The organism is Arthrobacter sp. NPDC089319, assembly GCF_040684925.1.
GTDB lineage: Bacteria > Actinomycetota > Actinomycetes > Actinomycetales > Micrococcaceae > Crystallibacter.
The window spans coordinates 13,794-36,708 of the sequence record NZ_JBFBGZ010000003.1; the positions used below are offsets into that span (position 1 = coordinate 13,794).

The following is a 22,915-nucleotide window of genomic DNA, read 5'->3' on the forward strand; positions in this document are numbered from 1 at the left end:
GCGGGCATGGTCCACAGTTCATTGCGAACCGCGGCGCCGGTGTGCCCCGGAATCGAATATTCAACAGGCGGCCTTCTCAGAGCTGAGAAGGCCGCCTGTTGAATAGTGAGTGGTTAGACCGTGGCGTCGACCGGGCCGAAGACGGCTTCGATCATCTCGCGGGCCGATTCGTTGTCGGTCTTTTCGGCCAGCGCAATCTCGGAGCACAGGATCCGCATGGCCTGCTCGAGCTGGTGCTTTTCGCCGGCCGAGGAACCGCGGCCGAGCGCCCGCAGCGAGAGATCGCGGACCACTTCGCTGACCTTATAGATGTCGCCGCTGTTGATCTTTTCCTGATTGGCCTTGAAGCGGCGCGACCAGTTCTCCTGGTCCTCGGGCACCTTCGCCTTGAGGATCGCGAAGACCTCCTTGACGCCCTTCTTGCTGATGGCCTTGCGTACGCCGACCGTTTCCGCGTTGCCCAGCGGCAGTTCGATCATCAGTCCGTCATGATGCGCGCGGAACTGCACGAACTTGGTCTGGCAGTCCTTGAATGGACGGGTGCGGAGATCGGTCACGGTGACGGCGCCGTGCGGGGGGTAGACGAGGGTGTCGCCAACTTTAATGTTCATTGATGCCCTTTCATGCCATTATGGCAGATACTGCCACATTGGCAGCGAATACTCAAATATTGGGGTATCTTGGAAGCTGCTATGCCACAGAAATCGTCGTTCAGCGACGCTTCCAGAACCGATGTGCCCGGCCCTTCCACGGCTGAGCTCCCTGCTGCCGCACCCGGACTAAGGGAGCGACGGCGGCGCCAGACCCGGGCGGAAATCAGCCAGGCCGCGCTGCGTCTGTTCCAGGAATACGGCGTTGATGCCACCACGGTGGACGGCATTGCCAACGCCGCCGGGATCTCCCAGCGCACGTTCTTCCGGTACTTCACCAGCAAGGAAGAAGCCGCGCTGCCGGCGCATCAGGATTTCGACGCCGCCCTTGAGATCGGTCTGCTGGCCATCGACCCCTCCGGCAGTCCGCGCGAAGAGCTGGAGCGCGTCTACCAGCAGGTGATGCAGGGGTATGCGGACAACGATGCGCCGCAGGCCCGAAGCATGCTGCTGGTCAACCAGCTCATCCGGAAGGAGCCGCTGCTGAGGGCGGCCCTGCTCAAGCACAACGCCACCCGGACTACCGGGCTGGTGGATGCCCTGATGGACAGGTTCGGCCGCGACGGCGTCAGTGATCTGCAGATCCGGCTGGCGTTCGAGACCTGCGCGGCAGTGGTCCGCGTCGCCTTCGAAGTATGGGTGACCCGGCGCGAGGCCGGCCGGAACGACAATCTGCCTGACATCTACGCTTCGGCCCGCGAACTGGCCCACTGAACGTGACGAGCGGAGCCTGGACGTGCGGTACGAGCAGGGCGGCCCTTAACGAGGCGGCGCCGACGCTGTGCAGTCCCTGCTTCGTGAAGAACGCGGAGGTGCCTGAATGAAGACCGTGCCGATCGATATGCCCTGTCCCTGCGGGAGCGGCCACACCTACGGCCAATGCTGCCGGCCGTTCCACCGCGGCGACGCCGAGGCCCCAACGGCGGAAGCCCTGATGCGCTCGCGCTACACCGCCTTCGTGGCGGGCGACGTCGACTATCTGCTGCGGACCTGGCATCCGGAAACGCGGCCGGCGGGCCTTGAGTTGGATCCCGCGCTGGCATGGACCGGCCTGCAGATCCTGAGGGCCAGGCGCGGCGGTGAATCGGACCGGGCCGGCACGGTGGAATTCCGCGCTACCTACCGCGAGGGCGGCCAGGAACATGCGCAGCAGGAACAGAGCACGTTCGTTCGTGAGGACGGCCGCTGGGTCTACCGCGACGCACTGTCACAGTCCTGACTCTCGCCGCCCCACGACCGGCCGCGCCAGCCCTGCGCGCCCACGACCGGCCGCGCCAGCCTTGCGCGCCCACGGGCGAGCCGCGCCAGCTTTGCGCGGCACGCCCGTCCGCGCCAGCGGCGCGTCGTCGTCGTAACTTAGTCCAAGGCCAGGAACAGGACGGCGAAGAGGCCGAGCGCGCCCAGCACCACTACGCTGCCCGCGATCCAGGCGGCCGCGGCGGCATCGGCGTGGATCCTTTCGTTGGCGATGCCGGAGACCGCCCGGCGGTAGCGCAACTGCTGGGTGATGTAGATGCCCATGGCCGTGCACAGCGACACGGCCACGAGCGTTCCGGTGAACCAGCCGTATTCCGGAAACCAGCGCAGGAACATGGCCGTCGCCACGATCATGGCCAGGGTTGTCCGGCTCCACGCCAGCGAGGTGCGCTCGGGCTGCAGGCCGGCGTCGTGGTGTCCCGGCTCGGGCAGGGGGCGGGCGCGTCGCATCACGTCAGGCGCAGCAGGACGAAGACCAGCAGCAACGCGGCCACCACGCCGCCGCCAATGGCTAGGATCGGGGCGATCAGCGGAAGCGGCAGGGGAGTCTTGTGCCGCATGGACCGTTCAATGTTCAGCCAGCGGAAGAAAGAACCGCAGCCGATCGCCATCGCCAGCACCAGGAGGACGACGGCGATGGTGGTGCGGATCGCCGGATCAAAAATGTCGGTAGTGAAGGCCTCCACCGCGATGCCTCCGGCCACCAGGGCCAGTGAGGTACGGATCCAGGCGAGGAACGTGCGCTCGTTGGCCAGCGTGAACCGCGGATCGGGTTCGGTGCCGCCGCGGAGCAGCTTGGCGGCGAACTTGCCGCGTTCCGGGCGGGGCGAAGGCGATGAAGTAGGCACGGCTTCATGGTAGTCATGTCCGCGGCAGGGCAGCGTTCATGACGGTCGTGTCCGCCCGGGCGCGTTCGTACCAAGCGTCGGTAAGGGAGCGGGCCCGCACCAACCGGCCGCGGCCAGGCGGCAGTGCACGGTTACGCCGCCGGGCGGTCCCCGTCGTCGTGCTCTGGGTCCATCCTCGTCACGGTGAAGAAGCGGTTTCCCGCACCCTTACGGGAACTCGGCACCAGGAGTTTGGAGTATTTTTCGCACCACTGGGCGGTTCCGGCGGAGTCCGCCATCGCCGCAGCGATGGCGGCAATATTGTCGGACCACCCCAGGACGCGCTCGCCTTCGAGGCAGAACTGAATGAGGCCCAATTGGGTATCGACGTGGAGTTCGACGTCCACCCAAACGTCGAATCCCGGTGCCTCGCTGGCTGTATTTTCTGTTTCGTATGTATTCATCATGAGACTTGTGTTGCGCATCACACTCTGCGGCGCCCTCCTACTATAGGGTCCCGGATCCGGAATGCCAAACAGTTTCCACAACGTAAACGGCCGGTAAAGTAAATCGGGCCATGACCGAGACACCTTCCGCCCAGCGCCTGTCCTGTAACGTTCCGATGCGTTGGGGCGACATGGATGCCTACGGGCACATCAACAACGTAGAGATCCTGCGGATCTTGGAGGAAGCGCGCATCCACGCGTTCGGCCCGCCGGCCGGGACCGGAGGACCCGGTCTCGAGGTGGACCTGCCGGTCTTCTCCGACCTGCCCGAATCCACCCAGGCGCTGGTGGCCGAGCACCGGGTCAAATACGTCCGGCCGCTGAACTACCGCAACATCCCGGCCCACGTGGAGGTCTGGATCAGCGCGATCAAGGGCGCCAGCCTGACCATCGCGTACATGATCATGGACCCGGTCACCGCCGAGCAGTGCGTGCTGGCCGAAACCACGCTGGCGTTCTTCCACACCGACTCCGGCCGACTGCTGCGCCTGAGCGACCGGCAGCGGAAGATCCTGGAACCTTATCTGGGCGAGCCCAACTTCCGCTGAAACAACGACGGCGGTGGGCCGGCTGCGGATCCCCGCGCACCGGCCGTCCGGCATGAGTAGGGCTCCGTGTGCCCGGCCGCTTGGCCTGGTTCAAAACGTCGGCTAGCTTAAGTCGGGTCGTTGGCTGACGGCATGCCGGCCAAGATCGGGCAGTGCCAGCGGGAACGCGGGGCTGGATGGGAACGGCTTGCTCGACTCGACGATCAGGTCCGGTCCGACGCAGACCATTTCGCCCGGTCCCATCAGCCGCCAGCCGGTTTCGCTGTCCATGACTTCGCTGGCAATAACCACGCTCGGAAACCGGGCCAGGTCGGGAAAGTGCGCGCGGATGCGGCTGCTTCGGGCATCGAGCTGTTCTCGGCCGGCAGGATCGCCGGGCGTCCGCTCCAGGATGTACAGCTCGTTGGTGTCCGGATAGCGGAGCGCCCACAGGTGGTCCGGCGTCGTGATGACCATGTTGAGGCTGTAGAGCGGCAGGGTGTCGATGATCCAGCCCAGCGCGGCGGTGATGCCACTGGCCACATCGCCGTGGCTGCGGCGTGTTTCGGCCGTTATCAGCGCGAAGATCCGTTCGCTATCGGTCTGGCCTCGCACCAGGGACGCGGCACCGAGCCGCTGCAGCCGTTCATCCAGCAGCTCCAGGCCGCGGCAGACTCCGTTGTGCGCGAACAACCGGCCGTCCTGCTCGAAGGGGTGGGTGTTGGCAACCGAGTCCTTGCTGCCCGACGAATACCGCACGTGGGCCAAAAAGGTGGTCGAGGTGAAGTCGCGCGCGGCGAGTTCAAACGTCCGCCCGTGCCAGGCCGATTCTGCTTGCCGGCTGACAATCGGGGCGCCGAGCGACGTGAAGATGCCGATGCCTGCTCCATCGGGCTGGCGCCTGCCCTGCTCGGACAGGCTGTCAGGGGCACCCAGCAGCCAGAAGGTGGCATGGACCCGGTGTCCGCCGGCATGGAGCCCGAACAACCTGCACATCCGTGCTGCCCTCCGCCCTGTCGCGCCGGCTATCCGTGCGCTTGCAACGACTGCCCGGAGGCAGCGAGTGCTTCCGTCAGGATCCGTACGGCCTTGGGGCCGACGCCGTGCAGTGCCAGAAGTTCCGCCTGGCTGTGGCGGGCCACTGCGTCCAAGTCGGTTATGCCCGCGGAGAGCAGGGCTCGGGTGGCCGGGCCGCCGACCGCCGGCAACATGTGAGGCGTGGTGCCGGAATAGGCGGCTTCAAGTTGCATTGCCAGCCGTTTCGGTGCGCAAACCAGCCAGGAGCGGCGGAGCAGCCAATTGAGGTCCTTGCCGTTGATCTCGGACAATGGCAGCTGCACGCCCGTGGGTCTTCCCTTGGGTGCCCACCGCTCGGCCGCCGGGTGGGCAGCCAAGGCGGCATCGGCGTCGTCGTCGCTCAGAGGTAGGTGGAGCAGGCCGTCCTGGCCCAGCGTCGCAAACTCCTGTTTCCGGACGGAGAAAGCGGCCTTGCCGGAGCGCACGGCCTCGGAAGTTTCCGGCAGGGCCAGCGCGCTTTTCCGCAGCTGGGCCGGCGTTGCCATGGCTGCTATCCGTCCCAGCCGAGATTGCGGGCGATGCGTTCCAGGACGTCCAGGGTGGCTGCGTACTCGTCGTCGCTGATGCCCTTGGCTATGACGGCCCGTGTGCGGTCAACCACGTCGCCGAGCGAGGACAGGCTGGCGCGGCCGGTGTCGGTCAGGGCGTAGTGCCCGTCCACGGAACTGACCCAACCGCTTTCCACCAGTTCTTCCACCGGGGCCTGCGGCCCTTCGTCTTCCGTCTCCGGGATGAACGGGCCCAGGGCCTCGGTCAGCTCATCGGCGGTGGAGGGTTTATCCGCCAACAGGTTCATCAGCTGCCACTGCCGGCGCGTGATGCCGTGTTCTTCCATGGTCTCGATGAACTGTTCGTCGATCAGGCGGTCAACGAGCTTCAGCCAAAATCCGATGGGTCGTAGAGGTGCCATGCCGTCACCCTACAAGGGAGGCCTCCTGCTGATCGACCTCAAACGTCGAATTTGCCGTGGAACTGCATGTTTGGATGCTTTTCTGCCGTCAGCAGAGCATGCTGACGCCGGTGCCGCAGCTTCCTACGATGGAACCAGCCAGGAGGGAGTTCCGCCGTGCTCGAACTTCAAAAGCTTCATCGCTATCCCGCTTCGGGACCGGCGCCGCTGCTCCGTGACGTCTACGGGACCGTGCTGCGCCGGGAACGCCGCCGCCAGCGACGCACGCTCGGCGACGTTGCCAGCCGCGCCGGGGTGTCGATTCAACACCTGTCGGAGATTGAGCGCGGCCGCAAAGAAGCCTCCTCGGAGATCCTCGCCGCAGTCTGCGCATCGCTGGGCTCCGGACTGGCTGCTTTTCTGGCAGCGGCGCACCATGAACTGGCCGCGGCCGAACGCAGGCCGGTACTGGATCTGACCCGAACCGTGCCGCCGGATTCGTTGAGATCGGCTCCATTGGACCTCGGCATCGGCTCGGAATCGGCCCCCGGCACAGAATCGGGTGCCGTCTCGGAACCGGACCGGGGCACCCAAGCCGTGGCTCCGCCGTCGTCCATCCTGATGGCTGCCTAGACCCCGACTTCACAGCGGTCGGCATCGGCCTGCGGCATTCGCCTGCGGCGACAGGGGCGGCGGACGGCCGCCTTGACCTCCGGGGACAGTACAAAGGGCAGATGCGGCCTTGCGGCTGCGCCTGCCCTTTGCGGTTGCTACGTGGCTGAGATTAGGCCATGGCCGCGAGCTTGGTGTTGCCGAAGATGGCGCGGTCAACCGAGATCCGGCCGGGGCCGACCAGTGCCAGAGCCAGTGCGGCAGCGCCGAGCAGCAGCACCAGTTCGTAGCCGCCGCCATCGACGAAGACACCGGCGGAAGCGTGAACCAGTACCAGGGCGCCGATCATGTCCAGTGCCAGCAGGGCGGCGACCACTCGGGTCAGGACGCCCAGGATCAGGGCAATGCCGCCGCCCAGTTCCAGTGCGGCGACGACCGGGGCAGCCATGTCGGCGGCCGGGACGCCCATCTGGCCGAAGGCGGCCTGGGTGCCGGCAATGGTCCATTCGTTGAACTTCTGCCAGCCGTGGGCTGCGAAGAGGAAGCCCAAGATAACGCGGAGGACGGTACGGGCGGTAGTAATCAAAGCTGAATTGGTCATGATGTTGTCACCGTTTCGATGGTCAGGGGAACTCGGCCGTCTAGAACGAGCGATAAGCATCAGTAGGTTGACGCTTCAACTAAATCTTGACAGAAATAATGTTGAAGTGTCAACTTTCGGGTCCGGAGGTAGCGGCGCTCACCGGGTATGGCCTCCTCGGGCGGAAGGGCCGCGCAGGCGGATTGGCGGAGCGGCTCAGGCCCGGCGGACCGGCTGGCGCAGGATGGTCTTGAGCTTGGCTGGCGCGGTCTTCCGGGGGTCGCTGAGGTAGATCTCGTGGTGGCGGCCCACCGGTTCCAGGTTGTTTGCCGGCAGGTAATCATCATGCAGACGGGCCAGCACGGGTCCTTCGTCGTCGTACGGTCCCACGTGCATGACCTGAACGCTCAGCCCTTCATCCAGCGATCCGAACCGGAGCGAGTCCACGGCCGGAAGTTCTTTCTTGGCCGCGGCCTGCTGCATGGCGTCTTTGATGTGGTCGGCTCCCAGCCAGTCGGGTTGGCGGATCATCAGCGTCCAGGACCACTCGTCCTTGGCGCGGCGCGTGAAGGCGGACATGTCCTTGGCCCACCACAAGCCTTCCAGCGGGCCGACCACATAGTCGCGGCGAAGCTCGTTCTTGCTGGCGAACTTCAACGTGTAGGAGACGGAATACAGGGCTTCGATCACCTGGCCGTACCACTCGGACGAGTTCGGGTTGCCGTGGCCGTCTGCCTCCAGGAACTGCATCGGCGGGACGGTGACCAAGCGGAAATCCTTGCCGGGGGAGTAGAGCTCCTTCTGGTCTTTCTTGAAATCCAGCTTGTCCATGTTTGCTTTCCGGAGTGGGGGAATGTGGTCTAGTTATATCGCGTAGTCACGGCTGAGACGAGGGAAAATGCTGCAGCAGTTCGCCGCCGAATGGTGGCGCAGGATCACCGACGGGTTCACGCGCGGTGAACCGCTCGAGACCGGAATCCTGGAACTAGTGCTGATCCTTGCTGTTGCGTTGGTGCTGTCGGTTCCACGCGGCAGTTGGCGGTACTTCGGGTTGTTCGTCACAGCGGTCCATGAGCTTGGGCACGCTTTCGCGGCGCTGACCACTGGTCGTCTGGTCCGCGGAATCCATCTGCGGTTCGACCAATCCGGCGCCATGATCAGCCGCGGGGCGGGCCGGGCCTCGGCTGCGTGGGCAGGGTTCTGGGGCTACCCGGTGCCCGCGCTGGTGGGTGCGGTGCTGGTGTGGGCCGCCTTCACCGGTTGGTCCGGCGCGGCGCTGTCGGTGAGCTCGCTCCTGCTGCTGGTCACGCTGCTGTTCATCCGGAATCTTGAGGGCATCGTGATCGCCGTGGGGTTGGCGGTCGCCTCCCAACTGTTGGTCTGGTTTGCGCCCGCGGAGTTTCTGGGCCATCTCACTCTGGCCATTGGCGTCGCATTGCTGGTAGGTGCCGTGCGGGACTGGTTGAACCTGTTGAGCGTCCACACCCGGCGCCGCCACCAGTTGGCCAACTCGGACGCGTTCATCATCGCCAAGCGGACGGGGATTCCCTCCGCGTTCTGGCTGGCCGGATTCGCGCTGGTTATCCTGGCGTGCTGGGCCGGGGCGGTGGCAACCGTGGCCGGCGTCGGCGACCTGGTCAGCCTCTGACAGGTCTGCGGACCTCTCCGACCGGTGCCGCGCGCGCCTCCTCCCGTTCTGCGGAAACCCTCCGACCCGGTGCCGCGCGCCTCCTCCCGTTCTGCGGAAACCCTCCGACCCGGTGACGCGTGCACGTCCACCCGTTGTGCGGAAACCCCTCCGACTGCAACTGCTCGGGGTGGTGGCCTTGCCCACAGTCGTTTCCGCCTTAAGGCGTGCTGCGGCGGTTCCCGTCGGACGGGAATTATCGCCCTGCGCGAGACGTTGTGGAATCGATGTTGAAATGTCTGGATGAGCGGCTATGATGGGCGCTCGCAGATAGGTCAAAACAAACTAGAGCATCAGGAGTTCTAAACCCCCCATGGCAACCGATTACGACGCACCGCGCAACAAGGACGACGACAACAACAATGAGTCGCTCGAAGCCCTTCAGGCCCAGCGCTCCGGTGGTGCGAAGACCGCGCTAATCGACGTCGAGGATTCGGACACCGCCGAGGGCATTGACCTTCCTGGTGCTGATCTCTCCGGCGAAGAACTGGTAGTGCAGGTTGTTCCTCCCCGTGAGGACGAATTCACCTGCTCCTCCTGCTTCCTGGTCCGCCACCGCAGCCAGGTAGCCCGCGAAAAGAACGGCGAGAAGTACTGCCGCGACTGCGAAGGCTAAATCTCATAATTCCGAACCCCGCGCTGATGGCAGCGCGGGGTTCTGTTGTTGATCCGGGGCAACGGTTTGCCGGGGCCGCGCGCCTCAGATGTCGCGGACGGCCTGGGGGATCGGCGTGCTTCCGTTGATGAATTCGATCACTTTGCCGGCGGTGGACGGATCGGCCAGTACCTCCGCCGCGACCATCGCCACGTCCTCCCGGCTCACCTGGCCGCCGGGCGTGCCGGGTCCGGTCTGGATCTTCCTGGTCGCCGGTTCCAGCGTCAGGGCTCCGGGACCAAGGATCGTCCAGTCCAGCGACGTTGACTTCAGGTGCTCGTCCGCGGCCGCCTTCGCCTCGGCGTAGGGGAAGAACGAATTGTCTTCCGGAACCCCATGATCCTTGCCTGCGCCCAGATACGACACCATGATGTATCGCTGCACCCCGGCCGTTGTCGCGGCATCCATCGACCGGATGGCCGCGTCGCGATCCACTGCATAGGTGCGTTCCGGATTGCCCCCGCCGGCGCCGGCCGACCAAACAACGGCGTCATGCCCGCGCAGCTGATCGGCCAACTCCCCGGCGGACGCGGTCTCGACGTCGGCAATCACCGGCGTGGCGCCGGCGTCCCGGACATCGCCGGAATGATCGGGATTGCGGATCATCGAACTGACCTCGTGGCCCTGGCCGGTGAGGATGCGGGAGAGGTGCAGCGCGACCTTGCCGTGGCCGCCGATAATGGCAATGCGGGACATATGCTTCCTTCCGTTGCGGTCCTTCTCCAACTTAGGCACGGAAACCTGCCAACGCCAGCGCCCAGTACGTCCGGAAGTACGACGGCGGTGCTCACCTTGGGCAGGACCGCCCGGCTGGACGTCGCGCTGTTTTGCTCAGAGGTGTCCTCATGAGCTGTCCAGTCCGCGCCGCCAGCCAGGGGCCTCTGCCGTAGGCTTCCGCCTGCCTACCCGTCGCTGCCGGTCAGATGGATCGCGGCCTCCGGCGTGGCCACCCGGAAACTGAACGACTGCTCGATGTACAGGTAAACGAACTCTTCGTCGTGCCGGTTGTAGCCGACCGACAGGTCCTGGCCAGATTCGAACAGAAAGTCCCCGCCGCGCAGACTCATCACTATCGCCCCGCGGACCCCGGGTGCCCAGATAATCGGGCCGCCCAGCAGTTTGCGCAGGTGCTCCGACAGCAGATATCCGCCGCGCTCCGTCGCCTCCACCACGGCGGTGTAGTGTCCGGGGCCCAGCGCCAGCCCGAACGGACCGCCGATGCCTACCTGCAGCAGCGCCGAGACAGCCTTGGCCACGCGCTTGGGGTAGTCGTTGAAGTCCGGTACGCGCGGAATGGGTGCGTGCGGAGTGGCGCTGGTGACGCCGGTGATGCCCACCTGCTTCCAACCGTGGAAGACGGCTGAGTTCTCCGCGATGGCAATTTGGAGTGCAGCCTCATCCAGATCGGTGAGGTCCACATCGGCCGCTCCTCGATCATGATCGAGTAATTCCATGCGGGAAACCTTGAACGGTGCCCGGACCTCAACCAAGGGCAGCACCCCGCGCCGTCGCGCCGACACGCCGTCGGCCGGCGCCGGCCCGGTCACCCGCTCCGTGCGTCCTAAATTCGTGGCGGAATACTCCCAGCCGTAGGGTCCTGCGAAATCGACCATCTTGCGGGCACCCAATGCCACGGTGAGCCGCTCCCTGGCTTCCTGGTCCAACAGCTTCCACCCGCCGTCGGAAATCGGGGCATGCTCGCGCAGCAGGTGATTAGCGGTCATGAGAAGTCCTCCCGGAGGCTGCCGATCCCCAGCGACGAATCAGGCCGCCCTGGCCCGGAGCCGGAATCTTCGGCCGGAGCTTCGGGGCTCGATCCGGCTGCGGCCGCCGCCTCCGCGGCACCGCCGTTGGCCACAATGTCGCCGTCTTGAAACAACGTCCCCCTGGCAATTTGGCGCCATTTCGGCTTTCGCCGCAGCAGGAACTCCAGGTCCATGCTGAAATGCTTGAACTCCTCGGCCAAGGAATCCTGCATGATGGCGACCGATTCCGGATCCTTTTCCAGCGACATCCGTTGCTCGTACCAGCCGATGGCCTCGGCTTCCTCTGTGAGGTTGGCGCACATGCGCGCAAACGTCCGCGTCTCGGCGGAGAGCTCTTGGGCGGGTTCGTGATACTGGTCAAAGCCCATCTGGATTCCTCCGTGAGGTTGTGCCTCTGAGCCAGCGTAGCCACGGCCCAGCCACCTGACTACCCCCAACGACGGCGGAGCTCGGCTGGTCCCGGGAAGCTCGGTTGGGTGCGGGCCCACCAACCCTGGCCGGCCGCTCAGGACCGGCGTATCCGGCGGCTTCTCCCTGTTTCTACCGGTAGCTTCCCCTGCACATACGCGCGCCTTGCCCCGGGCATTTCCGGCGGCGTCCGCGGGTGGAAATGGCCCGGAAGTCATGCTGCGCCGGCTCTCCGCGTAACACTGTGAAACCGACTGTTATGCCGGCTTTGATTTTCATACTCTAAAGGCCCTTAGCAGTTGCCCACCGGGAGATTCCCATGAACAGCCACACGCAGGTGCCCGCGTCCGTATCAGATTGGGCCGGCACCAACGATGAAACTTTCTGACGCAGAACAGCGTGAACTAGCAAGAATTGAACGGCATCTTGCCGCCGAGAATCCGGTATTGGCCCGGATGCTATCGATGCCGGGCAGGCCGTGGCCTATTGGGACCCGGCATCCAAGCGAGGCTGAACCGCAGGGCGGGGCAGGCGCGGTGATCACCTTGTCACTTCCGATCGTCGTCCAGCAGGCGGCACCGGTGCCCGAAAAGCCCCAGCCCAAGCGGCGCGGGCTGGGCCGCTGGGTGATGGTTTCTGGAGTGGCAACAGTGGCTGCCAGTCTCTTGACCGGGACCGTGGTCGTCGCCGTCGGCGGTTTATTGCTCATCGCCGCCGGCAAATACTTCGCCGACGTTTAGAACCGAGCGTTGCGGAGCCCCCAGCACCCTCGATCCAAGACGGAGAGTCAGGCGCCTGGCCGCATGAAGTCGGATTCATAGGCCGCGATAACGGCTTGCGTGCGGTCGCGGACCCGGAGCTTGGAGAGGATCGACCCGATGTGGGTCTTGATGGTCTCGGTGCCGAGAAACATCGCCTGCGCAATCTCCAGATTGTTGTATCCCCTGGCCAAGTGACGGAGGACCTCCGCCTCACGGATACTGAGGCCGGCAGCAGCAACGCGGTCGCGGGACTTGTTGCCGTGGGCTGCGACTAGCTCGCGAAGCTTGGCCGGGAAAACGATGGAGTCGCCAGCGGCTACCGCACGCACGGTGTGAAGGAGTTGTTCCGGCCGGGCTCGTTTGAGCAGGAAGCCGTCGGCGCCGGCTTTCAGCGCTTGGTATACGTAGTCGTCGCTTTCGAAGGTGGTCAGGATCAGGATCTTGGGGCGATCGACTCCGAGGGCCATCAATTGAGCAGTCGCTTCGATCCCATCCATCTGCGGCATCCGCACGTCCATCATCACCAGATCGGGCTGCAGCCGCCGCGTCTCCTGCCATACGTCCGTCCCATCGGAGGCTTCACCGACGACTTCGATGTCTGCGTGTGTACCGAGAATGGCGGCAAGACCGGAGCGGACCAAAGGCTCATCGTCAACCAGTAATACGCGGATGGGCTGGCTCACCAGGCTCGCTCCTGCAATGGAATGTCCACGGACAAGGTCCAGCGGCCCTGGGCTAGCTGGGACCGGGTGCTGCCCCCGGCCAGCCTGGCCCGCTCCTGCATGCCCGCGATGCCGCGGCCACTGGCCCTCCGTGCAGTCGCGGACTGCACTACTGGATTCACGAGTTGGATCTGCAGGCGCTGGCCATTGAGTTCGATGTGAAGTACCGCCTCCCGCGGTGAAGCGTATTTGAGCGCGTTCGTTAGCCCCTCCTGCAGGATCCTGAATGCGGGCGCCGATGCTGCTGCCGGCACTTGCTCCAGCGTCTGGGTCTCGAACTCACGTTTCACTTGCAGGCCTTGGTCTTCCATGTGGTCCAAATAACCGGGCAATTGCCGAAGTCCCGCGGGATTTTCGGCTGGAACTCCGGGCGCCCGCAAAATGCCGATCACTCGATCGAGTTCGGCCAGCGCGCTTCGGCCAGTGTCGGCTACGGCGCGCATGGCCCGCGCTGCCTCTTCGGGATCACGGCCCATCAAGGCTTCGGCGGCCGTCGCCTGGAGCGTGGTCACGGTCAAGGCATGGCCCACCGAGTCGTGGAGTTCGCGGGCAAGCTCGTTCCGTTTGGCTTCCAACCTCGCCTGCTCTTCTTCTAGTACCCGACGTTCTGCGGGAGAGGGGCCCAGTAGAAGCGTGGCCCAATGTGGCAACGCGAGGGCGGTCAATATGGTGAAAATGATGACTCCGGTGCCCAGGCCAAGCGACCATAGCGCCGCCGTCGTGTCGTCGGTAAAGGGGACAACTGCGGCAGACAGTTCGTTGGCGGAGTTCGCGTTGCCGAGCAGCGGCAGGATTACTACGCTGATGACCAGCGGGGCCGCGAAGGCAATAGCCACCAGGGTGAGGCCACCGGCCATGAGATGAACGAGGTACCAAACGGCGCCCCTGAGGCGGCGTTGCCGGGTCACGGGACCGGCAGGTTCGGCCAGTTTAACCGCCAGCAGTTCACCGACGGCGGTCCGTTCTAACGCTCGGGTAGCGGAGAGCGCGGCGGGCACGGCGAGCAGCAGGACCAGCACTGTAAATGCCACGGCAGCGTTGGCCGGGCTTACGGCGGCTAGTTGAGTGGCCCAGATGAAAACAACGATGTACGGCACAGCGAGCAGGGCGCCGATCATCATGAACACGAAGTGCCTGAAGATCCGCCCTGCCCGTTGTGAGGGCCGTCGGCCCGTTTCTGTCATGGGCTCATTCTCGGCCATCGACTGCTGGCCGTCATCCGTTGACCCCACACCGGCGGCAGGAGCCGCGGTGTTTGAGGTAATAGGCCAGTGTCGCGGCGCCGAGCAGCACACCCCAAGGAATCCACAGGAGGGTCGGGCCGATCGTCGCCCAGTTGGCCCAGTCGATCGGGATGCCGCCCGCGCCGCGTATGGTGAACACCCGAATCATCTCGGCCCCGGCGGGAATCGCGATGAGGGATACAAAGCCGGCCGGAATGACAGCCAACAAGACCGGGACACGTCGTCCGCCCAGGAAGGGGATCCAACGGGGGAACACCGAGCCCCAGCGCTGGATCAGGCCCAGCGTCAGCAAGACGCCAAGCAGCGCCATGGAAGCCAGGCCAAGACCGGCGTAGACCAGGCCGGTCTTCTGCATCTGCTGCAGGAAGGCCTGCTCAATTCCGAGCGGGATGCCCGCGGCCCAAGCAAAGCGCGTGACCGCATAGACGCCTGGAATCATGGCTGCGGCGATGGTCACCGGCGTTCCCCACCGCCTGGCGGCTGCAACAGAGGAACGGCGCCCACACGCGACGCAGGCGCCCGAACTTCTGCGAACGGCCACGGCCGCAGTCAGAATCCACAGCGTCACGCCAATGATGCAAACCAACTGATGGCCAACAATTGGCCACGGTAGGCCGAGCGCTGTTTGTATGAAATCAGGGTCGGTTAAGGACTTGACCGTGAGGAACGGCAGATAGCCAAGAGTCGCCAAGATATTGCTATCGACGACCGCCAGCAGCACGACAGCGCCACAAACTGAGGCAAAGACCGTGGAGCCGACTGCCAGGCCCCGGGCCGGAAGCAGCCGATAGTGGATGGCAAATCCTAGTAAGGATCCCAGCATCGCCAGGGACGGGAGGACGTAATTGAGGACGGCGCCCAGCGGTCCGTTCAGCTCGTGGGATAGCGCCTCGGCGGGAACCAGAGGCAGGGAACCGTACGTCAGCAGGAAGAAAATCGCGGCTATCGCGTATAGGCCGGCAGCCAAGGCCGTGACTAACGGTGCCCCTTCTATGAACCGGACGCTTGCGGTTTGGGGACGGTGTTGCACTTCTGTAGTGGTCATGAACCCAGTCTTCTCACCGGTGCTCGGCCGCGGATCCCGCAGCCGGGCGAGCAGCATCCCCCGAATGAGGGAAAGCGAGTGCCGCATAGTAAAGTTGCGGGGTGATTCGCCGATACTCTGCTCTGCTGATGCTCCCGCTCGTGGCACTGGTCGCCACCGGCTGTGGACAGATCGAACAGGCCGCCTCCGACGCCGCCGACCAAGCCGCAAACGCCGCTTCCGACGCCGTCAGCCAAGCCGCGTCCGATCTGGCTAACGCAGCCGTCGGCGAAGCCGTCAAGCAGGCATGCGCTCCAATCCGGGACGGCAACATCGGTGCAGAAGACCAGAAGCTACTCGGCGGACTGGTCGCGGCCGCAGACGCTGCCGGCGTTCCGGCGGAGATCACCGGCCCGATGTCGCAGATCGCCGAATCCGGCGACCAGATCCCGGCCGAAACCGTCGCCTCCATGCAAGGGGCATGCGATAACTACAGCGCTGGCTAGAGTTCCGTCTCCCGCACCATTTCATCTGCGGATGGCGGAAGGACCTGCCGGTACTTCGGTTGCGTAGAGGCCCAGCGCCCTCAGAATGGCGGCGCTGCCGGCTGATCTGGCCACCCGCGGAACGGGCTCGAATGTCTGCCACGGCTGTGGGCCTCTGAGCCGGAGGCCCAGCCAAGATCAAGTTCTTCTTGCCCAGCGGCCCCCAGATCGCCCGTACGGAGGGCGTTCGTGCCTCGAACATCAGCGTCAGAACCAATCAAGTCTGGACGGGGTGGGTCGTCGGATAGTCCGGACCCCTGTCCTACAGTTGCCGGTTCCGGCTGGCGTTCGGGCAGCTGGGCGTTCTTCAGCCAGATGTGGTTGCGCAGGGGTTCTTGTGCAGGATCCATATCGGGCGGCGGGAAGAACCAGGCGACACCGTTGATGACCTCGACCCGCCAGTCTCCTTCATGGATGAGGTGGTGATGGTGCCCACAGAGCAAAACGCCGTTGTCGGTGCATGTGGGACCGCCCTTTTCGAACCACCGGATGTGGTGCACTTCCGTCCACGGCGACGGGGCGGTACAGCCGGGAAAGGCGCAGCCTCCGTCCCGGGCGATGATCGCCAGCCGCATGTACTTCGGAAACAGCCGCTGCGATTGGCCGACGTCCAAGATCACGCCCATGCCGGCGAGGACCACCGGGATGATGTCCGCATCGCAGGCTATCCGGCGGATGGTCTTGGCGCTGAGCGGTCCGGTGAAAGTGCTGGATCCCGGGCGGCCGAGATCGGAGGCCAGGTCCTTGTAGTCAATAGTGGCAAGCAACTGGGGACGGCGTCCGCCGGCTGCGGGCAGCCGGTCCGTGGTCAGAGCGACCTTGCACGCACCGATCAATCCGTCGAGCTGCTTTTGCTGACGGGTCCGCCCGTCCAGCTCATGGCCTGATGCGGCGGCCGGGTCAGCATCGTCTGGTCGGCGCGCACCGGCTGCGGTTCCGGCGTCCGGTTCGACGCCCCCTGGCAGGGACGGGACAGCGCCCTCGCCGGAGGCAACATCCCCGGTGCCGGGGGCGGCAAGGGGCGTACCGGTGCCGTCAAACCCGACCGTGCCGGCGGTGGCGGTGCCTTCCCGCAAACGCGGGTTGGTGGCCGTGTTGTACACGGTCGCCAGGACCTCGTTTTGCTCATCGGTGGCGTTGATTTCGTAGCAATGCAGGCCGTTGCGGCGGCCCCGGTAGAACAAGCCCTGGCGAGCCTTCAGCTCCGCCGCGGTCGGATCGGCGCCACCGGGATTCAGGCCACCTTCCCACTGCCGGATCAGGTCCCGCAGCGAATCGGCGTCGAAATCGGCGGCGTGCTTGACCAGTGCCTCTTCCATCTTGCGCAACTGCTCCGGTTCAGCGATCCGGCGTAGCCCGTCGACCGCCCGCCGGATCAGGTTTGCGGCATGGCCGGACACCTGCCCTTCGTCCAAAGCGCGGGCGAGCACCGGAAGCCGGGGCGGGGCGGTCGGTGTGCCGTTGGGAACCGGCCGCGGCTCCGTGGCCTCGGCCAGCTGGAACCGGCGCGCGGCCTCCTGCCGGGCAATGCCCAGCTTGGCCCGCAGAAAATCCTCATTCGATGTGAAGGCGCCGCGCTTCGGCCGGTCCGGGTCGTCAGGATCGTGCGGCTGATCCGTTTCGCCCACGGCCGCGATGTTCTGCTCTTTGACGATCCGGGCCAGGATCAGTTGCGTCTGGGCCACGGTATTGGCCAGCTCTTCCACTTGCGCTGCCGTGCGGGCCACCCATTTAGTGCTGCGGGTCAGCCCGCCAGCACGAAGCTGATCGTTGAAGCCGGCGACCTCGGCGCGCAGCCGAGCCAGCAGAGCGGAATCATCCTGCCCTGCTCCCGGAGCCGCATCCAGCACCTCGATCGCCATAAATCCAGCCTATGAAGGGCTCGAAACTAGTAGGAGAGGTGGAAATGTGGATGTGGACGAGGCGCCCGTGAATGGTGCCTGTGGAGGTGGAGTTGTACGGAAGGTGCCCCGCGGTGCGGCGGACACAGCTCAAGCAGGCTGGAGGCCGAGCACCTCAGTGACCAGAGCTTGGCAGGCGAGCTGCTGCTCAGTGACCAGAGCTTGGCAGGCGAGCTGCTGCTCAGTGACCAGAGCTAGGCAGGCGCACGGCCGCACCCTGGCCGCACCTCGAGCAGGCTCAGTGCGCTGCTCGTGCACCGTCCCGGGCAGCCTCGACGGTTTCTTCTTCCACCGGTTTCCGCACGAAGAACGCGGCCGCCACGGCCACCACGGAGATGATTGCCCCCACCAGGAAGGCGGCCCGCACGCCTCCGGCCACCGCCGTCGACGTTTCCGCGCCGCCAGCCGTCAGCGCAGCTGTCTGCATGGACATTACGGTGATGAACATGGCGGTCCCCGCAGCGCCGGCAACCTGCTGAACGGTGCCGATAATCGCACTTCCGTGTGAATACAGCTGCCGCCGCACCGAACCCAGTCCCGCGGTGAACAGGGGCGTGAATAGCAGCGCCAAACCCAGACTGAGCACTATGTGCGCGGCCAGCAGTGTCAGCGGAGCAGTATTCTCGCTGACCGTGGACAGGTACCAGAGCACGGCGCTGACCACCGCGGTACCCGGCACTAACAGCACCGTTGGCCCGAATTTGTCGTACAGCCGGCCCACAACAGGCGCCAGCAGGCCCATCAGCAGGCCGCCGGGCAGCAGCATCAGGCCAATCTGCAGCGGTTCCAGCCCCAGAACCTGCTGCATATATATAGGGAGCAGAATGATGGTGCCGAACAGCGCCGCCATGCTCACGGCCATCAGGCCTACGGACATGGAGAAATTGACTGCGCGGAAGGGCCGCAGATCCAGCAGCGCCTTATCCGCACGCTGCAGCCGAACCTGGCGCAGCAGGAACACCAGCAACCCCACCCCGCCGGCCGCAAAAGCAATCCACATCGCGGCACTCGAGGTGGGCTCCGCCGTCGTTGTTCCGTGGCCGGAACCTACCTGGCTGAGGCCGTAAATCAGCCCGCCGAAGCCAATGGCGGACAGCACCACTGACGGCACATCCAAGGGCACCTGCCTGGGCTCGCTGACGTTCTGGATCCGCCGGTTGCCGACCAACAGCATGGCCAGCGCGATCGGCAGCACCAACCAGAACATCCAGCGCCAGGACAGCGCGTTGAGGATGATGCCGGAGATGGTCGGGCCGATCGCCGGCGCCACCGAAATGACAATCGAGACGTTGCCCATGGTCTTCCCGCGGTCCTCTGCCGGCACCAGGTTCATCAGCGTGGTCATCAGCAGCGGCATCATGATCGCGGTGCCCGAGGCCTGCACCACGCGGGCCACCAGCAGCACCTCGAATCCCGGAGCCAGCCCGGCCAGCAGCGTGCCCGACGAGAACAGCAGCATGGCGGCGGTGAAAACCTGCCGCGTGGTGAAACGCTGCAAGAGGAAGCCGGTCACCGGGATGACCACGGCCATGGTCAGCATGAACGCGGTGGTCAGCCACTGGGCTGCTCGGGCGCTGATGTGCAGGTCTTCCATCAGGTCGGTCAGGGCCACGGACATGATCGTCTCGTTGAGGATCACCACAAACGCGGAAACCAGCAGGATGCCGATCACCCGGCGGTTGCGGCGCGACTCATCAGCCGTCAGACCGCCGCCCTGGGCCGGTCGGGGCGTCGCCGAGGCACTATTCGTCAACGGTTCATTGCTCACGGGAGAATCCTCGGGTGGAGTACGTGCTGTTGTGGTCGGCCGGTAGGGCCAGAAACGCCGCCCAAAACGGCGGAATAGTAGTCTAACCCTCGGCCATCAGCGCCTATTCCCGCTGCCCCTCAAGCCCTGCCAAATAACGACGGCGGTGCTCGCCGCAGGGGCCACCTCGCCTGGGAGTCGCGCGGGGAGGTAGGCGGACGGGCTCTGATGCCTTCCCAGTGAGTATGGGCGGAAACGCGCCGAGGGCTCCTTTATGAGAGGAAAAACCTCCCCCTTTTAAGGAGGAGGTGGCGGCTTTTAAAGAGGAGGTGGGCGGCGGCATCCTTTAAAGAGGCGCAGCCTCCCCTGTTTGAGAGGCTGCTGCCGCAGATTGAGGAGGAGGGACTCGTACCGCGAGAAAGCGCCTAACGCGGCGGCATTCCTGCAGGAATCGCCCTCCCTTAAAAGGGGAGAGGCCCCGCCGGCGCATGGCCGACGGGGCTCCCTGTGATCCTGGCCCGGCCGTTGGGGGAATAGCCGGGCCAGGAGACTGTGGTGACTACATGGTGTAGTAGCCGGTGACCGGCATGGCGCTCACATCGTGAACCAAGGTGCCCTGGCTCGGGTTGAGCGCGCTGATCATCTTGCCGCCGCCCAAGTAGATTCCAATGTGGCTGCCGCCGTTCTGCACTACCAGGTCGCCGGCCTTCGGGCTGCTGGTGGGCGTCAGGGCGCTGCCCTGAGTCTGGCTGGTGCGGGGCAGGTCGACGCCCACCTGGGCGTAAACCCACTGGGTGAAGCCGGAGCAGTCCCAACCGGAGGTGGAAGTGCCGCCCCAGACGTAGGGCGTTCCCACACCCTGCATGGCGATGTCCACGATGCTCTGGTTGCCGGCGGTGGAAGCGGGCTTGATGTTGGTGCTGGCCAGCGAGACGGTGGCGGTGTCTGCCGGTGCAGCCTGCGTCGCCGCGGCAGCAACGCCGGCGCCGGAGCCCTGCGCAACCTGGCCGCCGGACTGGGTGCCCTGGGCGGAACCGGTCAGCGCGATCTCGTCGCCCGGGTAGATGATGGTGAAAGTGTCCAGACCGTTGGCGGCCAGCACATCCTGCACGTTCTTTCCGTACTGGGCGGCAATCGTGCCTACGGTGTCGCCGGAAACCACGGTGTGGGTGGCGGCGTCGGAAGCAGCTTCGGTGGTCACGGAAGCCTGCTCCACCTCGGCGGCGGCAGTGGCCGGGGCGGCAACGGTGTCTGCCACATCGGCTGCACCGTAGGTCGGGACGGTGACATCGGCGGCGGCGTTGGCCGGCATGCCGACGCCCAGCATCAGGCCGCCGGCGGCCGTGACAACGGCGGCGCTGCGGCCGACGGTGCCGGCGTGGGTCGAAACAGCGTTGGACAGGCCGGCCACGGTGGTGTTGCGGACGGGGGTGGCGCGGTGGCGGGCACGGTTGTTTTTGAGCAGCAAGAAGTAGACCTCTCCCAATGCTTACGAGGTGAGCTGTCGGATTCGGATGGGAGTCACCCGGTCGTGCGGCAGTGCGGCATGCACTCCACGCGACTTAACCCCAAGGGCCCCAAGAGGGGCCCGGAAAAGTGGGTCCCCCGCCTCTGCCAGATGTCTAGCGAACAAACTCGGGAAGGTTGGCAGAGCTCAGCAATACCTTCCGAGGACGACGGCGCATGATCGCCGACGTGATGATCACACTACATAACGGTTCGATAACTGTCCAAGACCTGAAATTTACCTGTGGATAACCTGAAAGCCCCGAAACTTCCGCGTTCCGAGGCCCGTTTTACACCGGATCGGAAGCACCGGATTGCTACATCCCGTGGAACAGACCGACGGCATTCGAGACGTTTTTGAGTGCATTTTCGACCCTTTCGAGTGAACATCATCACCAAAGAGGGCCGTCTGGGCCGGTTCCACAGGGCAGTCAACTGCCATTGTCGGAGCCCGACGGCGGGAGTAGGCTCCGGATTAACCGGGCCGCGAGAAACGGCCGGCGCTCCGGCTTGCGGCCGGCGGCGTGGCCCAGCCACTTCGGAGAGGAATGAAGCGCCATGCCCATCACGCGCGATCTGATCATCAACGGCGAGCACGTCCCGGCGGTTTCCGGCAAGACCACCGAGGACATCAGCCCCTACACGGGTGCCACGTACGCCACCGTCGCCGCGGCCGGTCCGGAGGATGTCACGCGCGCCGTCGGGGCTGCGTCCTCTGCCTTTGACTCCTGGGCCGCCACTCCGCCCACCCAGCGGGCGAAGATCTTCTTGAAAGCTGCCGATCTGCTGGAGGAACGGATGCAGCAGGGCATCGAGTTGATGGCCGGCGAGGTCGGGGGAGTAGCGGTCTGGGCCGGTTTCAACGTCCAACTTGCCGCCAACATTCTGCGCTCTGCCGCGGCGGCCACTACCGCTCCGCGGGGCGATGTGCTCGCCACCGACCTGCCGGGCAAGTTCTCGCTCTCGGTCCGCCAGCCCTACGGTGTGGTGGCGGCGCTCTCGCCTTGGAACGCGCCCTTCATCCTTGGCATCCGCGCCATGGCCATCCCGCTGGCCGTTGGCAACACTGTGGTGCTCAAGCCCAGCGAGGATGCACCGCTGGCCTGCGGCCTGTTCCTCGCGGACGCCTTATTGGACGCAGGCCTGCCGCCGGGAGTGCTCAACGTGATCACGAACGACCGGGCGGACGCGAACGACATCGTCGGTACCCTGATTGCCGACCCGCGGGTGCGGAACGTGAACTTCACCGGTTCCACTAAAGTCGGACGGATCATCGGCACACTGGCTGCGCAGAACCTGAAGCCGGCGGTGCTGGAGCTCGGCGGCAAGAACTCGCTGGTGGTCCTGAAAGATGCAGACATCGACTACGCCGTCCAGGCGGCGGCTTTCGGCTCGTTCATGAACGCCGGGCAGATCTGCATGTCGGTCGACCGGGTGATCGTGGACCGCAGCATCGTCGAGGAATTCTCCAGCCGCTTTGCGGAGAAGGTGGCCAAGCTGCCCACCGGTGACCCGATGAACCAGGCCACCGTCATTGGACCGCAGGTCAACCAGAGCTCGGCGGACCGGCAGTATGCACTGATCGACGACGCAGTCTCCAAGGGCGCGCAGGTCCTGGCCGGCGGAGAGAAGGCGGGCCAAGCCGTGGTGCCGGCAACAGTCCTCTCCGGCATCACGGAAGAGATGCGGGTCTACGACGAGGAGATTTTCGGTTCAGCCACCACGGTGATGGAAGTGGACGGTCCGGAAGAGGCGGTGAAGCTGGCCAACGATACGAATTACGGACTCACCTCCGGGGTGATCACGGAGAACCTGGCCGAAGGCCTCAAGGTGGCGCAGCGGCTCAAAACCGGAATCAGCCACGTCAACGACCAGCCCGTGCAGGACGAGCCGATGGCCCCGTTCGGCGGCATCCACGAGTCGGGCTACGGCAAGTTCGGCGGCCAGGCCGGCATCAATTCGTTTACCGAGGAGCGCTGGATCACCATCCAACAAAGCGGGCAGGCGCAGTACCCGTTCTAGTT

Annotated in this window: 27 protein-coding genes, 1 pseudogene and 1 riboswitch; of the genes and pseudogenes, 10 read left to right on the forward strand and 18 right to left on the reverse strand. The window is 65.2% G+C overall.

Features of this window, described 5'->3' with window-relative positions:
• Nucleotides 1-113 precede the first annotated feature (113 nt).
• Complete coding sequence (locus AB0N75_RS05070; RefSeq protein ID WP_364646061.1) at nt 114-611, reverse strand: CarD family transcriptional regulator; 498 nt, start codon at nt 609-611, stop codon at nt 114-116.
• Between the two features lie 81 nt (nt 612-692).
• Here AB0N75_RS05070 and AB0N75_RS05075 point away from each other — a divergent pair, with 81 nt between their 5' ends.
• Nucleotides 693-1,364 (forward strand): TetR family transcriptional regulator, encoded by a 672-nt coding sequence (locus AB0N75_RS05075; RefSeq protein ID WP_364646062.1) that lies wholly within the window; start codon nt 693-695, stop codon nt 1,362-1,364.
• Between the two features lie 106 nt (nt 1,365-1,470).
• On the forward strand, nt 1,471-1,869 hold the full coding sequence (locus tag AB0N75_RS05080; protein WP_364646064.1) for a YchJ family protein: 399 nt from the start codon (nt 1,471-1,473) through the stop codon (nt 1,867-1,869).
• Nucleotides 1,870-2,006: 137 nt separating this feature from the next.
• On the opposite strand, the gene AB0N75_RS05085 is transcribed toward AB0N75_RS05080, so the two are convergent.
• The 3 genes from AB0N75_RS05085 to AB0N75_RS05095 all read right to left on the reverse strand — a co-directional run bounded on the left by AB0N75_RS05085 (nt 2,007) and on the right by AB0N75_RS05095 (nt 3,201).
• Nucleotides 2,007-2,357 (reverse strand): DUF202 domain-containing protein, encoded by a 351-nt coding sequence (locus AB0N75_RS05085; protein WP_364646066.1) that lies wholly within the window; start codon nt 2,355-2,357, stop codon nt 2,007-2,009.
• Entirely contained in the window at nt 2,357-2,755 is a 399-nt protein-coding gene (locus AB0N75_RS05090; protein WP_241913553.1) for a DUF202 domain-containing protein, read from the reverse strand. Before AB0N75_RS05090 ends, AB0N75_RS05085 begins: the two co-directional genes overlap by 1 nt.
• 131 nt (nt 2,756-2,886) lie before the next feature.
• Nucleotides 2,887-3,201: a hypothetical protein gene (locus AB0N75_RS05095; RefSeq protein WP_364646069.1), complete on the reverse strand. Its 315-nt coding sequence runs from the start codon at nt 3,199-3,201 to the stop codon at nt 2,887-2,889.
• A 110-nt stretch (nt 3,202-3,311) separates the two neighbouring features.
• Here AB0N75_RS05095 and AB0N75_RS05100 point away from each other — a divergent pair, with 110 nt between their 5' ends.
• Nucleotides 3,312-3,788 (forward strand): acyl-CoA thioesterase, encoded by a 477-nt coding sequence (locus tag AB0N75_RS05100; RefSeq protein WP_364646072.1) that lies wholly within the window; start codon nt 3,312-3,314, stop codon nt 3,786-3,788.
• A 102-nt stretch (nt 3,789-3,890) separates the two neighbouring features.
• On the opposite strand, the gene AB0N75_RS05105 is transcribed toward AB0N75_RS05100, so the two are convergent.
• Genes AB0N75_RS05105 through AB0N75_RS05115 form a run of 3 tightly spaced genes read right to left on the reverse strand, consistent with a single transcriptional unit; the run spans nt 3,891 to nt 5,754 of the window.
• Nucleotides 3,891-4,763 (reverse strand): class II glutamine amidotransferase, encoded by an 873-nt coding sequence (locus AB0N75_RS05105; protein WP_364646075.1) that lies wholly within the window; start codon nt 4,761-4,763, stop codon nt 3,891-3,893.
• A gap of 29 nt (nt 4,764-4,792) precedes the next feature.
• Complete coding sequence (locus AB0N75_RS05110) at nt 4,793-5,329, reverse strand: hypothetical protein (RefSeq protein WP_364646078.1); 537 nt, start codon at nt 5,327-5,329, stop codon at nt 4,793-4,795.
• A 5-nt stretch (nt 5,330-5,334) separates the two neighbouring features.
• On the reverse strand, nt 5,335-5,754 hold the full coding sequence (locus AB0N75_RS05115) for a MarR family transcriptional regulator (protein WP_364646081.1): 420 nt from the start codon (nt 5,752-5,754) through the stop codon (nt 5,335-5,337).
• A gap of 156 nt (nt 5,755-5,910) precedes the next feature.
• Here AB0N75_RS05115 and AB0N75_RS05120 point away from each other — a divergent pair, with 156 nt between their 5' ends.
• Nucleotides 5,911-6,366 carry a helix-turn-helix transcriptional regulator gene (locus AB0N75_RS05120; RefSeq protein ID WP_364646084.1) on the forward strand — a complete coding sequence of 152 codons (456 nt, stop codon included), beginning with the start codon at nt 5,911-5,913 and terminating at the stop codon, nt 6,364-6,366.
• A 151-nt stretch (nt 6,367-6,517) separates the two neighbouring features.
• On the opposite strand, the gene AB0N75_RS05125 is transcribed toward AB0N75_RS05120, so the two are convergent.
• Complete coding sequence (locus AB0N75_RS05125; protein WP_364646087.1) at nt 6,518-6,946, reverse strand: DoxX family protein; 429 nt, start codon at nt 6,944-6,946, stop codon at nt 6,518-6,520.
• A 195-nt stretch (nt 6,947-7,141) separates the two neighbouring features.
• The gene (locus tag AB0N75_RS05130; protein WP_364646090.1) at nt 7,142-7,756 is read right to left on the reverse strand and encodes a GyrI-like domain-containing protein; all 615 of its coding nucleotides are present in this window, start codon (nt 7,754-7,756) and stop codon (nt 7,142-7,144) included.
• Nucleotides 7,757-7,823: 67 nt separating this feature from the next.
• On the opposite strand from AB0N75_RS05130, the gene AB0N75_RS05135 reads away from it, so the two are divergent.
• Nucleotides 7,824-8,573, forward strand: a complete 750-nt coding sequence (locus AB0N75_RS05135) for a M50 family metallopeptidase (protein ID WP_364646093.1) — start codon at nt 7,824-7,826, stop codon at nt 8,571-8,573.
• Between the two features lie 352 nt (nt 8,574-8,925).
• Nucleotides 8,926-9,228, forward strand: coding sequence for a DUF4193 domain-containing protein (locus AB0N75_RS05140; protein WP_127513562.1), 303 nt, complete (start codon nt 8,926-8,928; stop codon nt 9,226-9,228).
• Between the two features lie 84 nt (nt 9,229-9,312).
• Here AB0N75_RS05140 and AB0N75_RS05145 read toward each other — a convergent pair whose 3' ends face one another.
• From AB0N75_RS05145 to AB0N75_RS05155, 3 genes are all read right to left on the reverse strand, one after another.
• Nucleotides 9,313-9,963: an SDR family oxidoreductase gene (locus AB0N75_RS05145; protein ID WP_364646096.1), complete on the reverse strand. Its 651-nt coding sequence runs from the start codon at nt 9,961-9,963 to the stop codon at nt 9,313-9,315.
• A 206-nt stretch (nt 9,964-10,169) separates the two neighbouring features.
• Nucleotides 10,170-10,991, reverse strand: coding sequence for a family 1 encapsulin nanocompartment shell protein (locus AB0N75_RS05150; RefSeq protein WP_364646099.1), 822 nt, complete (start codon nt 10,989-10,991; stop codon nt 10,170-10,172).
• Nucleotides 10,988-11,401: a hypothetical protein gene (locus AB0N75_RS05155; protein WP_364646102.1), complete on the reverse strand. Its 414-nt coding sequence runs from the start codon at nt 11,399-11,401 to the stop codon at nt 10,988-10,990. Before AB0N75_RS05155 ends, AB0N75_RS05150 begins: the two co-directional genes overlap by 4 nt.
• A 414-nt stretch (nt 11,402-11,815) precedes the next feature.
• Between AB0N75_RS05155 and AB0N75_RS05160 the strand changes: the two are divergent.
• Together AB0N75_RS05160 and AB0N75_RS05165 are read left to right on the forward strand one after the other, a co-directional pair.
• Nucleotides 11,816-11,917, forward strand: a pseudogene (locus AB0N75_RS05160) (DUF3040 domain-containing protein); the annotation flags it as partial.
• Between the two features lie 60 nt (nt 11,918-11,977).
• Nucleotides 11,978-12,181: a hypothetical protein gene (locus AB0N75_RS05165; RefSeq protein WP_364647065.1), complete on the forward strand. Its 204-nt coding sequence runs from the start codon at nt 11,978-11,980 to the stop codon at nt 12,179-12,181.
• Between the two features lie 47 nt (nt 12,182-12,228).
• On the opposite strand, the gene AB0N75_RS05170 is transcribed toward AB0N75_RS05165, so the two are convergent.
• From AB0N75_RS05170 to AB0N75_RS05180, 3 genes are read right to left on the reverse strand one after another with little or no spacing between them, the layout of a single operon-like run.
• Nucleotides 12,229-12,885 (reverse strand): response regulator transcription factor, encoded by a 657-nt coding sequence (locus AB0N75_RS05170; protein WP_364646105.1) that lies wholly within the window; start codon nt 12,883-12,885, stop codon nt 12,229-12,231.
• Nucleotides 12,882-14,108, reverse strand: a complete 1,227-nt coding sequence (locus tag AB0N75_RS05175; RefSeq protein WP_364646108.1) for a histidine kinase — start codon at nt 14,106-14,108, stop codon at nt 12,882-12,884. The genes AB0N75_RS05170 and AB0N75_RS05175 overlap by 4 nt, the downstream gene beginning before the upstream one ends.
• Before the next feature lie 31 nt (nt 14,109-14,139).
• Nucleotides 14,140-15,213, reverse strand: a complete 1,074-nt coding sequence (locus AB0N75_RS05180; protein ID WP_364646110.1) for a hypothetical protein — start codon at nt 15,211-15,213, stop codon at nt 14,140-14,142.
• A 101-nt stretch (nt 15,214-15,314) separates the two neighbouring features.
• Between AB0N75_RS05180 and AB0N75_RS05185 the strand changes: the two genes are divergently transcribed.
• Entirely contained in the window at nt 15,315-15,698 is a 384-nt protein-coding gene (locus AB0N75_RS05185; protein WP_364646113.1) for a hypothetical protein, read from the forward strand.
• Nucleotides 15,699-15,778: 80 nt separating this feature from the next.
• Here AB0N75_RS05185 and AB0N75_RS05190 read toward each other — a convergent pair whose 3' ends face one another.
• The 3 genes from AB0N75_RS05190 to AB0N75_RS05200 form a co-directional block, all read right to left on the reverse strand.
• Entirely contained in the window at nt 15,779-17,599 is a 1,821-nt protein-coding gene (locus tag AB0N75_RS05190; RefSeq protein WP_364646116.1) for a DUF222 domain-containing protein, read from the reverse strand.
• A gap of 277 nt (nt 17,600-17,876) precedes the next feature.
• Nucleotides 17,877-19,343, reverse strand: coding sequence for an MDR family MFS transporter (locus AB0N75_RS05195; protein WP_364647009.1), 1,467 nt, complete (start codon nt 19,341-19,343; stop codon nt 17,877-17,879).
• A 601-nt stretch (nt 19,344-19,944) separates the two neighbouring features.
• Nucleotides 19,945-20,853 (reverse strand): NlpC/P60 family protein, encoded by a 909-nt coding sequence (locus AB0N75_RS05200; protein WP_364646119.1) that lies wholly within the window; start codon nt 20,851-20,853, stop codon nt 19,945-19,947.
• Nucleotides 20,854-20,857: 4 nt separating this feature from the next.
• Nucleotides 20,858-21,023, reverse strand: a riboswitch (cyclic di-AMP (ydaO/yuaA leader).
• Between the two features lie 426 nt (nt 21,024-21,449).
• On the opposite strand from AB0N75_RS05200, the gene AB0N75_RS05205 reads away from it, so the two are divergent.
• Nucleotides 21,450-22,913 (forward strand): aldehyde dehydrogenase family protein, encoded by a 1,464-nt coding sequence (locus tag AB0N75_RS05205; RefSeq protein ID WP_364646122.1) that lies wholly within the window; start codon nt 21,450-21,452, stop codon nt 22,911-22,913.
• Nucleotides 22,914-22,915 lie beyond the last annotated feature (2 nt).

Bases quoted from the DNA above. Each gene is read 5' to 3' on its own strand.
- AB0N75_RS05070 (WP_364646061.1), bottom strand. From the start codon at position 611: ATGAACATTAAAGTTGGCGACACCCTCGTCTACCCCCCGCACGGCGCC.
- AB0N75_RS05075 (WP_364646062.1), top strand. From the start codon at position 693: ATGCCACAGAAATCGTCGTTCAGCGACGCTTCCAGAACCGATGTGCCC.
- AB0N75_RS05080 (WP_364646064.1), top strand. From the start codon at position 1,471: ATGAAGACCGTGCCGATCGATATGCCCTGTCCCTGCGGGAGCGGCCAC.
- AB0N75_RS05085 (WP_364646066.1), bottom strand. From the start codon at position 2,357: ATGCGACGCGCCCGCCCCCTGCCCGAGCCGGGACACCACGACGCCGGC.
- AB0N75_RS05095 (WP_364646069.1), bottom strand. From the start codon at position 3,201: ATGATGAATACATACGAAACAGAAAATACAGCCAGCGAGGCACCGGGA.
- AB0N75_RS05100 (WP_364646072.1), top strand. From the start codon at position 3,312: ATGACCGAGACACCTTCCGCCCAGCGCCTGTCCTGTAACGTTCCGATG.
- AB0N75_RS05105 (WP_364646075.1), bottom strand. From the start codon at position 4,763: ATGTGCAGGTTGTTCGGGCTCCATGCCGGCGGACACCGGGTCCATGCC.
- AB0N75_RS05110 (WP_364646078.1), bottom strand. From the start codon at position 5,329: ATGGCAACGCCGGCCCAGCTGCGGAAAAGCGCGCTGGCCCTGCCGGAA.
- AB0N75_RS05115 (WP_364646081.1), bottom strand. From the start codon at position 5,754: ATGGCACCTCTACGACCCATCGGATTTTGGCTGAAGCTCGTTGACCGC.
- AB0N75_RS05125 (WP_364646087.1), bottom strand. From the start codon at position 6,946: ATGACCAATTCAGCTTTGATTACTACCGCCCGTACCGTCCTCCGCGTT.
- AB0N75_RS05130 (WP_364646090.1), bottom strand. From the start codon at position 7,756: ATGGACAAGCTGGATTTCAAGAAAGACCAGAAGGAGCTCTACTCCCCC.
- AB0N75_RS05135 (WP_364646093.1), top strand. From the start codon at position 7,824: ATGCTGCAGCAGTTCGCCGCCGAATGGTGGCGCAGGATCACCGACGGG.
- AB0N75_RS05140 (WP_127513562.1), top strand. From the start codon at position 8,926: ATGGCAACCGATTACGACGCACCGCGCAACAAGGACGACGACAACAAC.
- AB0N75_RS05145 (WP_364646096.1), bottom strand. From the start codon at position 9,963: ATGTCCCGCATTGCCATTATCGGCGGCCACGGCAAGGTCGCGCTGCAC.
- AB0N75_RS05150 (WP_364646099.1), bottom strand. From the start codon at position 10,991: ATGACCGCTAATCACCTGCTGCGCGAGCATGCCCCGATTTCCGACGGC.
- AB0N75_RS05155 (WP_364646102.1), bottom strand. From the start codon at position 11,401: ATGGGCTTTGACCAGTATCACGAACCCGCCCAAGAGCTCTCCGCCGAG.
- AB0N75_RS05175 (WP_364646108.1), bottom strand. From the start codon at position 14,108: ATGACAGAAACGGGCCGACGGCCCTCACAACGGGCAGGGCGGATCTTC.
- AB0N75_RS05180 (WP_364646110.1), bottom strand. From the start codon at position 15,213: ATGACCACTACAGAAGTGCAACACCGTCCCCAAACCGCAAGCGTCCGG.
- AB0N75_RS05190 (WP_364646116.1), bottom strand. From the start codon at position 17,599: ATGGCGATCGAGGTGCTGGATGCGGCTCCGGGAGCAGGGCAGGATGAT.
- AB0N75_RS05205 (WP_364646122.1), top strand. From the start codon at position 21,450: ATGCCCATCACGCGCGATCTGATCATCAACGGCGAGCACGTCCCGGCG.